14 protein-coding genes are annotated in these 13,298 nt (G+C 62.6%); 6 read left to right on the forward strand and 8 right to left on the reverse strand.

The features are described from left to right. Positions 1 to 87 precede the first annotated feature (87 nt). Positions 88 to 414, forward strand: coding sequence for a hypothetical protein (locus ABC729_RS16225; RefSeq protein WP_495608577.1), 327 nt, complete (start codon positions 88 to 90; stop codon positions 412 to 414). Here ABC729_RS16225 and ABC729_RS16230 read toward each other — a convergent pair. Then, positions 411 to 1,103, reverse strand: a complete 693-nt coding sequence (locus ABC729_RS16230; protein ID WP_495608578.1) for a RibD family protein — start codon at positions 1,101 to 1,103, stop codon at positions 411 to 413. The two genes, ABC729_RS16225 and ABC729_RS16230, sit on opposite strands and share 4 nt — an antisense overlap. A gap of 242 nt (positions 1,104 to 1,345) precedes the next feature. Between ABC729_RS16230 and ABC729_RS16235 the strand changes: the two genes are divergently transcribed. Continuing rightward, on the forward strand, positions 1,346 to 2,122 hold the full coding sequence (locus ABC729_RS16235; protein ID WP_495608579.1) for a substrate-binding periplasmic protein: 777 nt from the start codon (positions 1,346 to 1,348) through the stop codon (positions 2,120 to 2,122). A 24-nt stretch (positions 2,123 to 2,146) separates the two neighbouring features. Here ABC729_RS16235 and ABC729_RS16240 read toward each other — a convergent pair whose 3' ends face one another. From ABC729_RS16240 to ABC729_RS16255, 4 genes are all read right to left on the reverse strand, one after another. After that, positions 2,147 to 3,394 (reverse strand): MFS transporter, encoded by a 1,248-nt coding sequence (locus tag ABC729_RS16240; RefSeq protein WP_495608580.1) that lies wholly within the window; start codon positions 3,392 to 3,394, stop codon positions 2,147 to 2,149. Positions 3,395 to 3,617: 223 nt separating this feature from the next. Then, on the reverse strand, positions 3,618 to 5,498 hold the full coding sequence (gene htpG, locus ABC729_RS16245) for a molecular chaperone HtpG (RefSeq protein WP_495608581.1): 1,881 nt from the start codon (positions 5,496 to 5,498) through the stop codon (positions 3,618 to 3,620). Between the two features lie 42 nt (positions 5,499 to 5,540). Beyond that, positions 5,541 to 5,903, reverse strand: coding sequence for a type II toxin -antitoxin system TacA 1-like antitoxin (locus ABC729_RS16250; protein ID WP_495608582.1), 363 nt, complete (start codon positions 5,901 to 5,903; stop codon positions 5,541 to 5,543). Positions 5,904 to 6,087: 184 nt separating this feature from the next. Then, positions 6,088 to 6,225: a hypothetical protein gene (locus ABC729_RS16255; protein WP_495608583.1), complete on the reverse strand. Its 138-nt coding sequence runs from the start codon at positions 6,223 to 6,225 to the stop codon at positions 6,088 to 6,090. Between the two features lie 143 nt (positions 6,226 to 6,368). Between ABC729_RS16255 and ABC729_RS16260 the strand changes: the two genes are divergently transcribed. Next, entirely contained in the window at positions 6,369 to 6,827 is a 459-nt protein-coding gene (locus ABC729_RS16260) for a hypothetical protein (protein ID WP_495608584.1), read from the forward strand. A 61-nt stretch (positions 6,828 to 6,888) separates the two neighbouring features. Here the strand turns inward: ABC729_RS16260 and ABC729_RS16265 are convergent, their stop codons facing one another. The 3 genes from ABC729_RS16265 to ABC729_RS16275 form a co-directional block, all read right to left on the reverse strand. Beyond that, positions 6,889 to 8,316, reverse strand: a complete 1,428-nt coding sequence (locus tag ABC729_RS16265) for a homospermidine synthase (RefSeq protein ID WP_495608585.1) — start codon at positions 8,314 to 8,316, stop codon at positions 6,889 to 6,891. A gap of 152 nt (positions 8,317 to 8,468) precedes the next feature. Next, positions 8,469 to 9,017, reverse strand: a complete 549-nt coding sequence (locus tag ABC729_RS16270; RefSeq protein ID WP_495608586.1) for a DUF1579 family protein — start codon at positions 9,015 to 9,017, stop codon at positions 8,469 to 8,471. 66 nt (positions 9,018 to 9,083) lie between these two features. Continuing rightward, on the reverse strand, positions 9,084 to 10,343 hold the full coding sequence (locus tag ABC729_RS16275) for a type III PLP-dependent enzyme (RefSeq protein ID WP_495608587.1): 1,260 nt from the start codon (positions 10,341 to 10,343) through the stop codon (positions 9,084 to 9,086). Positions 10,344 to 10,750: 407 nt separating this feature from the next. Here ABC729_RS16275 and ABC729_RS16280 point away from each other — a divergent pair, with 407 nt between their 5' ends. The 3 genes from ABC729_RS16280 (at position 10,751) to ABC729_RS16290 (ending at position 13,271) form a co-directional block, all read left to right on the forward strand. Then, on the forward strand, positions 10,751 to 11,254 hold the full coding sequence (locus tag ABC729_RS16280) for a hypothetical protein (RefSeq protein WP_495608588.1): 504 nt from the start codon (positions 10,751 to 10,753) through the stop codon (positions 11,252 to 11,254). Positions 11,255 to 11,306: 52 nt separating this feature from the next. Then, a complete protein-coding gene (gene arfB / locus ABC729_RS16285) occupies positions 11,307 to 11,726 on the forward strand; it encodes an alternative ribosome rescue aminoacyl-tRNA hydrolase ArfB (RefSeq protein ID WP_495608589.1) in 420 nt (139 codons plus the stop codon). A gap of 126 nt (positions 11,727 to 11,852) precedes the next feature. Beyond that, a complete protein-coding gene (locus tag ABC729_RS16290) occupies positions 11,853 to 13,271 on the forward strand; it encodes a pentapeptide repeat-containing protein (RefSeq protein ID WP_495608590.1) in 1,419 nt (472 codons plus the stop codon). The last annotated feature ends 27 nt before the right edge of the window (positions 13,272 to 13,298 follow it).

Genomic DNA, 13,298 nt, shown 5'->3' on the forward strand with positions numbered 1-13,298 from the left:
CTTTCGTGCGGGTGGGAACAACGGTGCGCGCCACCCATTTATGCTATGATGGGTTTATCGATCATGAGGCCCGCCATGTTTGCTTGCATGCGTATCCCTGCCCTGTCCCTGCTGCTTCTGGCGCTGGCCGGCCCTGTCGCTGCGCAGAATGCCCAGCCGCAGCCGGAAGTGATGGACGAAGTGATCGTGACGGCCCCCCGCAACGGGGAGCCCGACTTCCAGGAAGCGCAGGAATATCACCAGAAGGAATATCAGCGCCTGCACGCGATGTTCGGCAAGGAGCCGCCGGGCCAGCCGCGTGGCGACCAGGTCTTCGCGTCCGGCGGAACCATGAATGGTCCCAATGACCGTTCCGCCGCGCGCGAGCAGGTGCAGAGCGCCCCGCGCCTTCGCGATACGTTCAGCGGAAACTAACCCTGGCAGCGGAAACTGACCTGCGGGTCCGGGTTTTCCATATCGATCACCGCGATATTGCCCAGGGTGCGCGTCGACAGGATGCGCAGGCGGTTATCCGGTCCATGGATGAAGGGGCCGGGTCCCGCCAGCCGGGGCGCGCCGGCCCGGCCCACCATGAAGGGCGCCACGGCGACCCGCAGCCGGTGAAAGGCACCGGCGGCCAGGAACTGCGTCAGAACCTGACACCCGCCTTCGACCATCAACCGCTGAATGCCCAGACCCGACAGGCGGGACAGGATGGCAGGAACCCCTTCATCCCCCAACCCCACGATCTGGGCCACCGATGACAGACGCGCGCGCAGCGCGGGCAGGGCGGTTTCCGCGCACAGCACAATCACGGGGCCGCCCTGCTGGAAAAAACAGGATTCCGGTTCCAGCCCGTCGCCGCCCCGCGTCACCACCACCTTGGCGGGGTGGTCCGGCATGCCGCGCCCACGGCGGGCGGCCAGCAGGTCGGGATAACGCACGGTCAGGCGCGGCTGATCGCGCCGGACGGTGCCGGCGCCGACAAGGATGGCGTCACAATCGGCGCGCACCGCATGCATGTCGCGGCAATCCTCCTCGCCGGACAACACCAGCCGCTGGCCGAGATCGGTGTCGATATGACCATCCAGTGACATGCAGACGGACAGGTGCACCCGTTCCATGTGTCGCTTTCCATATGTTGACGGACATAAGGGTGGGGCGGGGGATGGCTTCTGTCCAGTCTCCCCTGGTCTTGAAACAGACGGAAAGGCCCGATGGTTCCGGGCAATGAATTTTGACAGTCCTGGCGCGCGCGTCTGCAATCCATTTGGTCAGGTCTGCATGAATTGACACAGACTGTCGTGAAGATTAACACCCATGCCTAAAATTTAAGCTGAAGGAATGGGGTAAGGTAATGCGGCGCATGTCTGGACTTTCCGGTGCTGTGGCTCTTCTGGCCTTGGGCGTGGTCATGGTTTCCCTGCCGGCGATGGCGGGAGAGGTCAAGCTGCGGGCCGATAGCTGGTGCCCCTATAATTGCGAACCGGGCAACCGCCCCGGCTATCTGATCGAGATTGCGCGCGCCGCTCTGGAACCGGCGGGCCACAAGGTCGATTACCAGCTGATGGCCTGGACTGATGCGCTGGCCGCTGTGGCCGCCGGTACGGCCACGGGGGCTGTCGGGGCCACCAAGGAAGAAGCGCCGGGCATGATCTACCCCAGCCTGGGCCTTGGCATCTCCCGCCCCACCCTGGTCATCCGCAAGGGCAAGGATACCAAGGATTTCAAGGTGACGAACCTGGACGCGCTGAAGGCCGTGCGCTTCGGGTCGATCAAGGATTATTTCTACAGCACCGAAGTGAACGCCTTCATTGATGCCAACAAGGGCTCCCCCAACATCGTTCAGGTGTCGGGCGACAATGTAACCGAGGATCTGGTCAATCTGCTGATCGACGGCAAGATCGACGCGATGGTCGAGGACAGCAACGTCGTTGATTATCTGCTGGAATCGAAGGGTTACCGTACCCTGTTCAACTATCACGCCCTGGGTCAGCAGAGCAGCGTGTCCATCGGCTTTTCGCCCAAGGACCCGAACAGCGCCACCTATGCCAAGCTGATCGACGCCAAGGTCGCGGAGTTGCGCAAGAACGGGCAGCTGACGGCCATCCTCGCCAAGTATGGCGTCAAGGACTGGCAGTGATCCCGGTACGTCGGCTGGCCAGGCTTAGCCCCCGGAACTGCCCTTCACCATCGCCTTCACGCGGTGGCTGACATCGGCATTCCGGGGCAGGCGGCGTTCAAGGGCCCAGATCAGCGGCGGGGCCAGCAGGGTGATGATCAGGGAAACCAGGGCCACCGCCTCCATATTATGCAATTCCCCCTTGTCGCCCGTGGTCAGCATCGCTGAACCGGTCAAGGCCGCCAGACCGCCGGCCACCTGCGTCACCGATTGCACCAGGGCCATGAAGCCGGCCCGGTCGGCGGGGGCCGGCACCTTGGACACGGCCGCACTCTGCGCCACCATGCGGGCGCTGTTGAACACCATGAACCCCGGCACCAGGGTCACGATGGGCAGTGCGGCCCAGTGCCAGTCGTAATAAAGCAGCCAGATCAGCGTCGCCAGACCCAGGGCCGTACCGGTGGTGACCAGCGTCGATCCATAACGGTCCACCAGCGCGCCCGTCACCCGCATGCCAAAAAAGCTCAACACCCCGCCCACCATATAGAGCAGGCCCAGCTGTTCGCGCGGGAAGCCCAGGTTGAACTGCACGAACACCGCCATGTTGGTGATCAACATGAAGCTGGGCACGATGGCGATGAAGGACAGGGCGAAGGCCAGGGCCGGCAAGGTGCCACGCGCCACATTCAGCAGGTGTGACGGCGCCTCGCGCAGGGGGACCGGCTTATCGGTGAGATGTAGACGCTGCGGCCCCAGCAGGCGCAGCGAGACCAAGATGATGGCAAGGCCCAGACCCGCCACCACCAGGAACGGAACCCGCCAGCCGAACAGGCGTGACAGTTCCAGGGCGGCCGGAACACCCAGAACCGCGCTGATCGACAGGGAACCCATGACCATGCCCATGGCCTTGCCCCGGCGTTCGGCGGGCACATTGTCGGCGACGATGGCGACCGACAGGGCCCCCGCCGGCCCGCCGAACAGGCCCGCCAGACCGCGCGCCGCCAGCAATGACCAGAGATCAAAGGAAAGGGCCGCCGCGACATTGCAGAGGACCAGCCCCACCATGCAGATGCCCAGGGCCGGCCGCCGGTCGAACCGGTCCAGCACAAGGGCAGCCAGAAGCCCGACGATGGAGGAAGACAGGGTATAGGCTGCCAGGACCCAGCCGACCCTGGCGGTATCGATGCCCAGGTCCAGCGCATAATCCGGCCCCAATGGCATGACGACCATGAAGGACAGCACGCTGACAAACTGTACCGCCATCATCAGCCAGGCGATGCGGCGTTCTTGCATGGGCAGGGAGGACAGGGGGCAGCTCCACCATCGGCAGGTTGCACATGGTGGGACCTAGATAACGCCACCGAGAGTGGGCGTCCACCGAACAATGCCCGCTGTGCGATCAGAACTACAGGTACTTGCACATCGCGGAATTGAAGCGCCCGTCCGGCCCCCCTGCCGCCGGTGAACGGCAAGGGTAGCGGGACAGACACAGCCTATGTCGGCTGACGCCCCGGCATCAGCCCAGGCCCTTCTCCACAAAGGCCGCCATACGACGGGCGAAGGACAGCGGGTCGGGCAGGGTCTCGCCCTCCAGGATGCGGGCCTGATCCAGCAGCAGCCAGGCCGCATCCTCCAGCGAGCTTGCCGCCCCGTCCTGCGTCGCCTTCTCCGCCAGACGGCGGATCAGCGGGTGGCCGGGGTTGATCTCCAGCACCCGCTTGGACGCGGCATCGGCCCCCAACTGCCCATGCTGCTTTAGCAGCCGTTGCAGGTGGATATCCATGTCGCCATCATCGGCCACCAGACAGACGGCACTGTCGGTCAGACGCTCCGACCGGCGGATATCCTTGACCTCGTCGCCCAGGGTCAGCTTCAGCAGGGCTGTCAGGGAGGACAGGTCGCCATCGGATGCCTTGTCCTTCTTCTCGTCCTCCGGCTTTTCCTCACCCTTGATCTTGGACAGGTCGGCCCCGCCGCGGGTCACGGACTTGAATTGCTTGCCCTCGGTTTCGCGCACCGACCCGACCCAGAACTCATCCACCGGATCGGTCAGCAGCAGCACCTCCACGCCTTTGGCGCGGAACCCTTCCACCTGCGGGCTGCGTTCCACGGCCGATTTCTCATCGCCCGTGATGTAATAGATGGCGTCCTGGCCTTCCTTCATGCGCCCAATGTAGGTGGCGAGGCTGACCAACTCGCCCTTGCTTTCCGTCGTGCGGAACCGCAGCAGCTTCAGCAGATCGTCGCGGTGGGCGTAATCCTCATACAGCCCTTCCTTCAGGACGGCGCCGAACGCGTCCCAGAAGCGGGCGTAATCGGCGGCCTGCTCCGGGTCGGCGGCCTTCTTGTTCAGGTCGCCCAGCACGCGCTTGACGATCCCGGCCTTCAGCTTGGTCAGGACCGGGTTGTTCTGCAACATCTCGCGGCTGACATTCAGCGGCAGGTCCTCGCTGTCCACCACACCCTTCAGGAAGCGCAGGTACGGCGGCACCAGCCCTTCCGCCTCATCCGTGATGAAGACGCGGCGGACATACAGCTTCACATGATGGGCGCGGCGCGGGTCGAACAGGTCAAATGGGCGCTGCTGCGGCACGAACAGCAGGCCCGTATATTCAATCACCCCTTCGGCCCGCCAATGCAGGGTCAGCCACGGCTCGTCATAGGCGTGGCCGACATGGTGATAGAATTCCTTGTACTGCTCTTCCGTTATCTCCGACTTGGACCTTGTCCACAGCGCATTGGCGGCGTTCACGCTGTCGGTCGTGTCGGCACCCAGCAGGATGGGCACGGCGATATGGTCGGAATAGGTCTTGATGACATGGCGCAGGCGATGTTCCTCCAGGAACTCCGTTTCCGCCGCGCGGATATGCATGATGATGCGGGTGCCGCGCGCTGGGGCGGCCTCATCCTCGGCCACGGTAAAGCTGCCCTGGCCGTCGCTGACCCAGCGCCAACCGGTGGCCTCCCCCGCCTTGCGGCTGAACACTTCCACCTTTTCCGCCACCATGAAGGCGGAATAGAAGCCGACGCCGAACTGCCCGATCAGGCTGACATCCTTTTTGCTGTCGCCCGACAGGTTCTTGACAAAGGCCGACGTGCCCGACCGGGCAATGGTGCCCAGATTATCAACAAGGTCCTGGCGGTTCATGCCAATGCCATTGTCGATGAGGGTCAGGGTCTTCGCATCCTTGTCAGCGACGATGCGGATTTTGAAGTCGCGGTCGTCCCCCAGCAGCGCCCCATCGGTCAGCGCCGCATAGCGCAGCCGGTCGCACGCGTCCGACGCGTTGGAGATCAGTTCCCGCAGGAAGACTTCCTTCTCCGAGTAGAGGCTGTGCGCCACGATATCCAGCAGGCGGCTGACCTCGGCCTGGAAACTGAGCCGTTCCTCGCTCATCTCTCTCACCTTGCTCTGCGATGTACATCCATTGAGGGTGGCTTAACGCCGGCCCTGGATATGGGGCAGGGCGCGGCGAAGCGCAAGCGGGGTGATGGGGCGCGCGTCGCTATGAGGCCGCACTGCCCCAGCCAAACCGGCCGGCATCGGCAGGAAGAGTTTAAGCGAACGGTCGGGGATGGTTCTCGACTGAGCGCCCATAATCTTACGGTATTGGGCCACCGTCTCAAGCAGCCGGTCATTCGGCGAGGGCGGGTTAAGCATTGCTGCAACAAAGGCGTGGCTGTCGCGCGCTGACAGTTCCAGGTGGCTATTATCTACTTTGACGCTAGGGTCCAGCCAACCCGCAGAATTGATTGCAGCTGTCTGTATTGCTGCGAATTCCTGGCTATGGTCTAGAAACAAGCAGGTCCGGTAATAAACTATTGTCGTAATGTCGAGTTTATCGTGCCGAGTGAAGACGCTGTGGAAGTCCTTGAGGTGACAGAAGATGGCCTCCGCTATCCGTCAGACTCTGTACCGGGTCTTATCAAGGCGGATAGGCCTCTGGCGTGACTTTCTGTTGGGAGTGACCGGCGCTCGGGTCCTCTTACTTGATTGTGGCCCGCAACTTTTCGCTGTTATAGCCCTTGTTGACCGGGACGTAGCGGCAATCTTGGGTCTCGGCCAGCGGGGTCTCTGCCATGGTGATGTCAGAAACGTTTCCGGCCGGCACATGAAGCGTCATGGGGGGCAGCCGTATCGGCCGGGGCACGGGCTTTTTTATGCTCTGACTGCCTCCAAATTTCCTTGATTTTGGCATATGATTCATGCGTTTTATGTGACGATCAATTCGGCTATGTCGCATAATGCGTACTTAACATGGAGTTAATGATGAATATAAAATTAACTGCAATTGACATTTTTGGTCTCAGTATTGTAATATTACTTTTAACTTTTTTCGCTCTTTGGGGTGTTTCTGGAAAAATAATGAGCCCATTTCTGTTTTTTACTTTTTCAATTGAGTGTCTGTTGATTTGCGGCCTCCTTTCGTACTTTCAAAACGGGGCTGGCAAAGGAATTCTGGCGACGATGCAGCCAACAGACTTTAGTTCCGCGATATATTACATCTTAATTTTAGCCTTGTTCCTTCAGGCGGCAGATCGTTTTTTAGTTGAGCGGGCGGCTTCCTCTGAAGGTTTGTCGCATAAAGTAGAGATGTTGGCGGATGAAAATATATTAATTAAAAAGGAACTGTGTGAGTTAATAAGTGAAATTCATCCGGAAAAAAAAGATGTTATTAGTGCGATTGACTGCCATTTTATAGGTCTTCCAACAGATAAAAGATAGCATGAGAACATAGTGAGCCTAAAATTGTTTAGGCCCACTATGCTTGCGTAATTGTTGCTCCTCAAACCACCCGAATATTCTTGAACTGCCACGCGTCGGACATATCCACGTCCTCCACGAACAGCTTGTTCCGCCCGTCCAGCGGCGTCCAGTCGGTATAGGCACCGACCACCGGCCCCAGGTAGGGCATGCAGATATCCAGGCAGCGTTGGAAATCCATGTCGTCGGCTTCCACGATGCCGCGGTCGGGGTTTTCGATGGCCCAGATCATGCCGGAGAGGGCGGCGACCGTGACCTGCAGGCTGGTGGCGCTGTTGAACTCCACCAATTGCCGGGCCTCTGAGCAGGTCAGCTGGGAGCCGAACCAGTAGGCACCCTTTTCATGACCGGCCAGCAGCACGCCCAGTTCGTCCACGCCGTCGATGATTTCCTTCATCAACAGGCGCTGGGTTTCCTGCTGCACGAAATTCTTGCCCGCGAATTCGTGGATCGATTTCACGGCGTCGTCGCAGGGGTGATAGGCATAGTGGCAGGTGGGGCGGTAGATCGCCTTGCCGTCCGCGTCGCGCACCGTCAGGTAATCGGGGATCGACAGCGCCTCGCTATGCGTGATCAGGAAGCCGTGGAAGGGGCCTTCCATCGGGGTCCAGGTGCGCACGCGCTGCGTCACGCCGGGGCGGTTCAGGATGATGCCGGCCTGGCAGCCGAAGTCATGGCGGATACCGTCGGGCGGGAACGTCGCCTCATGCGTGCCCCAGCCCAGCTCGGCGGGCTGGCAGCCCTCGGAGATGAAGCCGTCGATGGACCAGGTATTGACGAACTCCCCCCGCTTTTTCGGGATGGAGGAGACCTGGGTGTCGCGTTCGGCGATATGGATGACCTTGACGCCCAGATCATGGGCCAGGGCGGCCCAGGCGGCGCGGTCGGCGGGCACGTCGGTCACGTCGCGGCCCGTATCCTCCGCGATGTTCAGCAGCGCCTGCTTCACAAAGTGGGAGACGAGGCCCGGATTGGCACCGTGGGTCAGCACGGCGGTGGGTGCCTTCGTCCCCAGCTTGGCGCGCAAGCCCAGCGCCTGTTCGCGCAGCGCGTAGTTGGAGCGCATGGAGGGCGACAGGCTGGGGTCGGTATAACCGCCGGGCCAGGGTTCGATACAGGTATCGAGATAGAGCGCACCGCGTTCGGCGCACAGTTCAACCAGGGCCGTGGACGAGACATCCACCGACAGGTTGAGCAGGAAATCACCCTTGGAGAGCAGGGGTTCCAGCATGGCCCGGTAATTCTGCCGGGTCAGCGGTTCCTTGACGAACTTGATGCCGAAATAGTCAGCCTCACCGTGGCCACGCTCGTCCGCCGTGATGATGGTGATGTTCTGCCGGTCAATTTCGATATGCCGCAGAATCAGGGGCAGCACACCTTGGCCGATGCTGCCGAATCCAACCATCACAAGACGCCCGGGAAGGGCACAATGCTTCTGATATTGGGTCATTTTCGTGGGTTCTCCGGGGCTATTACCCGCCTATGGGAGCCTCATGGCTGTGGGGTTGACGTGCTTCTCGGACTGGATGCAGGACAACAGAAAGGCGCGGCCCCGCCCGCATGGATGGGACCGCGCCCGGTTTGAACTACCGCAATGCTATATCAGGCTTTGCGTTTCGTGAAGACGATGTGAAGCAGTGGTATCACCTTGCCGGTCTTTGGTGCAATGGCGTCCATGTGAAATACTCGTGTCGGTCCCTGAAATTCCTCGGTGAATTGCAGCGGGATGACCTGCCCGTCGGCCTGCACCATCTCCGCCTTCCAATGCATGGTCTTGGTCGCGGCGTCGTAGCGGCCACGATCGTTGCGCACGCGGAACTCATTATTATCGGCCCAGATGCCGATATACTCGCCGGTCTTGGGATCATAGCCCCACAGGCCCGTCCCTTGATAGGGTGTGCCGTCCACGGAAAATTCGTTCAGCATCCACATGCCGTCTGAGCGCAGGCGGTTGACCTGCACCCCCTTGGCCTTGCCGTCCGGCTCTCCCGCCTTGCGGGCGGGGAAGGTGATGTCTGCATCCCAGGTGCCTTCCTCCATGGCCAGCACGGCCAGTTCGGCGGGCTTGGCCGGGGTCTGCTGTGCCAGGGCAGGAAAAGCGACGGTGGTAAGTAAAAGGGCTGCTGCCAGCCCCTGTTTCAGTTGTTTCATTTGCTCATTGCCTTAATTCGTTGCAAAGCTGATCGCTCCCCATCCGCAATCGCTGTAGAGGATGGGTCAGGCTGCAACAAAGGACAATGATGGCTCTGCCTGATGACCTGATGTTTTCATCAGGGGAGCATCGGATACTTCGACCAGATGGGCATGGTCGAAGCCGTTGAACTCCGTCCTGAGCGTGGCACCATAGGCACCCAGCTGCCCGATCTCGATCCAGTCCCCTTCGCGCACATCGGCGGGCAGCAGGAACGGACCCTTCATGCGGTCGGCGCTGTCACAGGTGGGGCCCCAGAAGCTGAACGGAGCCAGCGGCGCCTCGGACCGGCGGATCAGGCGGCAGGGGAACAGGAAGCCGGGCACGCCCGCATCCGACAGGCTGCCATAGACGCCGTCATTGATGAACAGTTCGTCACTGCCCCGGCGGCGTTCCACCTGCACCACGACGGAACCGCCAGCGGCCACCAGGGCGCGGCCCGGCTCACACCAGATGCGCGTGCCGGACGGCAGGTTCAGGGCGGCGATGCCGCGCGCGATCTCGTCCATATAGAGCGTCAGGTCGGGCGGGTCCATGTCGGGATAGGCGACGGGGAAGCCGCCGCCCACATCCAGCACGTCGATGGTGACACCGGCGGCATTGATCACCTGACCCGCCAATTCCAGGGCACGGCCATAAGCGGCGGGCTCCAGCATCTGGCTGCCGACATGGAAGCACAGGCCGACCCGCGCACCCACCGCGCGCGCCCGGCGCAGCAGGGTCACGGCATCCTCAAACTGCGCGCCGAACTTGCCCGACAGGTCATAGGCGGCCTTGCCCTTGGGCATGGCGAGGCGAATGAACAGGCCCAGGTCGTCTGCATTGCCCGTGACGGCGGCGATCTTGTCCAGCTCTTCCATGCTGTCCAGGGAGAAGTCGCGCACGGCATGGTCGTTGTAGGCCTTGGCGATGGCGGCGCGGTTCTTCACCGGGTGCATGTAGTGGATCTGCGCATCGGCAAACATCTGCCGCACCACGCGGATTTCCGCCGGCGACGCGCAGTCGAAATGCCGGATGCCGCCATTGTACAACGCGCGCAGGAAGGCGGGGTCGGGATTGCACTTCACGGCGTACAGCACATCGCCCATACCGCCCGTCGCCTTGCCGAACAGGTCCAGGAACCGGCCGGCGGTGGCGCGCAGGGTGGCGGGGCGGATGCAGTGCATTGGCTCTGCCGGTTCAAGGCGGGCCACCATCTGATCGACGCTGGGCAGGCGGGGCGCGCTGCTGCGGGCGGCGGCGCGGCGCAGGGGGGCGACGGCGGTGCGGAAACGGACCTGGGCCATGGACGAAGCCTCCGGGGAACAATACCCCATGCCACCCAGCCTCGCCCTAAATTGGGCGCTGTACGGGGCGGAACGATGAAATAATCGCGGCGGGCGGTACGGACCGGCCAGCCGGATGGTGCGGGGAAAATCGGGGTCTGGTGCCGCGTCGTGATTGCCGGGTCGAACAAGACCTCAAAGCGTCAACGGACGAAGCGAACCAGCGGGGTCCTTACCGGACCATGCCTTCGCGGCGGGAAACGGCGTTCATGTGACTATCCCTCTCGGGGTACCGGCCCACGGTTGACCGGTGCTGCCAAAAAGGACGCCTGACGTCGTTGCATGGCGCAAAAGGCCAGGGGCACGTGCGGGTGCGTCTGAAACCAGCTTATCCATGCGATTGGGCGTGTGTGCAAGGGGTTGTTGCGGTGCGTTTCGCATGGCTGGTTTCACCCCTGTGCGGGCGGGACGATGGTGCCCATATGTGGTGCATGCATAAGGCGATCCTCCCCCCGGCGCTGGCCGCCCTGATGATGCTGTGCCCCCTGGCCGGGGCGCAGGAAAACCCGCTTCTGTCACCACCGCCGGGCCTGCCGGGGCAGCCCGCCAGCCCCAGCCCGCTGGATGCCGAACGCGGCCGGGCGCAGGCCGACAGTTTGCGGAATGGGGCCGACCTTTCGCTGACGCCGGCCCCTGACCCGATGCAGCGGCGCGACGCCACGGATGCGCGCCTGGATGCCGACCGGGCCTTGCGGGCGCTTCAGGAACCGGCGCTGCCTTCGCCCCCGGTTCCTGACATCGCCGGTCCGCCGGCCCCGCGCATCGACCCGCCGGCGCCACGTATCTCCCATGGCCGGAAGAAAGGGGCACCGACGCCAGCCCAATCCTCCCCCGTGCCGACGCGCAAGCCGGCATCGCCGCCCGGCCCTTGACGGCAGCATTCGATTGCTGTTGTTGACGGGCAGCAGCAGCGGAACCGGCCCCATGATCCCCATCACCCCCCATATCGCCATCGACGAGGAGGAGCTTCAGGAAAGCTTCCTGCGCGCCGGCGGTCCGGGCGGGCAGAATGTCAACAAGGTGGAAACAGCGGTACAGTTGCGGTTTGACGTCGCCAATTCGCCCACCCTGCCCGACTGGCTGAAGCAGCGGGTGCGCGGCGTGGCGGGACGCAAGCTGACGGCGGACGGCGTCCTGGTACTGGTGGCACAAGCCCACCGCAGCCAGGAACGCAACCGCGAGGATGCCAAGGCAAGGCTGGTCGAAATCCTGGCCAAGGCGGCGGAACGTCAGGCCCCCCGCTGGCCCACGCGGCCTACACTGGCATCGAAGACCCGCCGCCTGGACGCGAAATCCACACGGTCGGGGGTGAAGAAGATGCGTGGTCGGGTTGATATGGATTAACCCCGTGATCTTCGCGTGACAGGCCCCTGCCCATCCGCATTACCTCTTTAAGTCGGACGAACCCCGTGCCTTAATGCGTTTACAGGGGCCGGAGTGTTTCCGGCAAGTTTCCAGGCCTTGGGTCCAATGTCTAAATTCACCCGTACCGACGGTTCCTCCAGGACCGATCTCAGCCGCGTCGCGATCCAGAAATCGCCCTCGCTGCTGGATGAACGGCTGGGCGTCTACCGGAATAAGATTGCGCAGAATGATTTGGATGTGATGCTGAAACAGCATCAGGCCTTTGTGGAGCAGCGCATCACAGGCGTGCGGGCGCATTTCAAGCTGTGCGAGCTGTCGAACCTGGACCTGTCGGGCTCCGTGCTGGCCTCTGCCGATTTCACGGGTGCCAAGCTGCATAACACGCTGATGCGCGGGGCCGATCTGCGCATGACCAATTTTTATGCCGCTGATCTGGCAGAAGCCGATCTGATGCACGCCGATCTGACGGCGGCCGATATGCGCGGGGCCATCCTGCGCGGGGCAGTGCTGATCAGCTGCAACCTGACCTCGGCCGATTTCCGCAATGGCACCCTGGCGCTGGCCCGTAATGGGGAGCTGGTGTCGGTACAGTCCACGTCCGAGGCTGACCTGTCCAAGGCCGTGATCATGCGCGCCACCCTGTCCAAGGCGCGGCTGTCGGACAGTTTCGTGATGCAGACCGACCTGCGTGACGCCGATCTGCGCGGATCCATCCTGGTCAAGGCCAACCTGTCCGACAGCAACCTGACAGGCTGCGACCTGACGAGCTGCGACCTGACGGAAGCCAATCTGGAAGGTGCCAATCTGGAGGGCGCCATCATGACGGGCGCCATCCTGCGTCATGCCAACCTGAAGGGCGCCAATCTTATCGGCGCCATTCTGGACGGGGTCGATCTGACGCTGGCCAATATCGAGGATGTGAAAACCGTCGAGCAACTGGCCGGGATGGAGGAAAGCCTGGCTGAAATGCTGACCTCGCACGCCAAATGGATTGAGACCAGTGGGGCTCAGGGCAAGCAGCTGGACCTGTCGGGCAAGGACCTGACGGGTATGGACTTGTCGCGCATGACGCTGTCGGCGGGCATCTTCCGGGGGGCCGTGCTGCGCAACGCTAACCTGTCGCGCTCCGCCCTGCTGATGGCCGACCTGTCCTCGGCGGACCTGCGCGGGGCCAACCTGCGCAATGCCAATCTGCGCGGTACGCGGATGATCCGGTCCATGCTGGTGGGGGCCGACATGACGGGGGTGCTGGCCTCTCCCATCAATATCCAGGGCCATGACTGGCAGACCAATATGGAGCGTGCGCGGCTGGGCAAGGCCGTCCTGGTCGGTGCCGATCTGACGGGTGCCAACCTGACCGGTGCCGATCTGCGTCAGGCCCAGATCCGCAATGTCAGCGTCAAGGGCGCTGACCTGACCGACGCCAACCTGACCAATGCCGACATGCGCGGCGTGGATTTTTCCAAGTGCAAGCTGGCCAACACCAAGGGCCTGCCCGACGATGACCTTGAAGGGGATGATTGATCCCCCGCCCGTTCCCTGCTAACGCCA

The sequence above is a fragment of the Niveispirillum sp. CC-CTL257 genome, from assembly GCF_059489915.1.

Coding starts and splice junctions, on each gene's coding strand:
- ABC729_RS16270 (WP_495608586.1), bottom strand. CDS start 9,017: ATGAAACAACTGAAACAGGGGCTGGCAGCAGCCCTTTTACTTACCACC.
- ABC729_RS16230 (WP_495608578.1), bottom strand. CDS start 1,103: ATGGAACGGGTGCACCTGTCCGTCTGCATGTCACTGGATGGTCATATC.
- ABC729_RS16235 (WP_495608579.1), top strand. CDS start 1,346: ATGTCTGGACTTTCCGGTGCTGTGGCTCTTCTGGCCTTGGGCGTGGTC.
- arfB (WP_495608589.1), top strand. CDS start 11,307: ATGATCCCCATCACCCCCCATATCGCCATCGACGAGGAGGAGCTTCAG.
- ABC729_RS16275 (WP_495608587.1), bottom strand. CDS start 10,343: ATGGCCCAGGTCCGTTTCCGCACCGCCGTCGCCCCCCTGCGCCGCGCC.
- ABC729_RS16290 (WP_495608590.1), top strand. CDS start 11,853: ATGTCTAAATTCACCCGTACCGACGGTTCCTCCAGGACCGATCTCAGC.
- ABC729_RS16225 (WP_495608577.1), top strand. CDS start 88: ATGCGTATCCCTGCCCTGTCCCTGCTGCTTCTGGCGCTGGCCGGCCCT.
- ABC729_RS16260 (WP_495608584.1), top strand. CDS start 6,369: ATGATGAATATAAAATTAACTGCAATTGACATTTTTGGTCTCAGTATT.
- ABC729_RS16240 (WP_495608580.1), bottom strand. CDS start 3,394: ATGCAAGAACGCCGCATCGCCTGGCTGATGATGGCGGTACAGTTTGTC.
- ABC729_RS16265 (WP_495608585.1), bottom strand. CDS start 8,316: ATGACCCAATATCAGAAGCATTGTGCCCTTCCCGGGCGTCTTGTGATG.
- htpG (WP_495608581.1), bottom strand. CDS start 5,498: ATGAGCGAGGAACGGCTCAGTTTCCAGGCCGAGGTCAGCCGCCTGCTG.
- ABC729_RS16255 (WP_495608583.1), bottom strand. CDS start 6,225: ATGACGCTTCATGTGCCGGCCGGAAACGTTTCTGACATCACCATGGCA.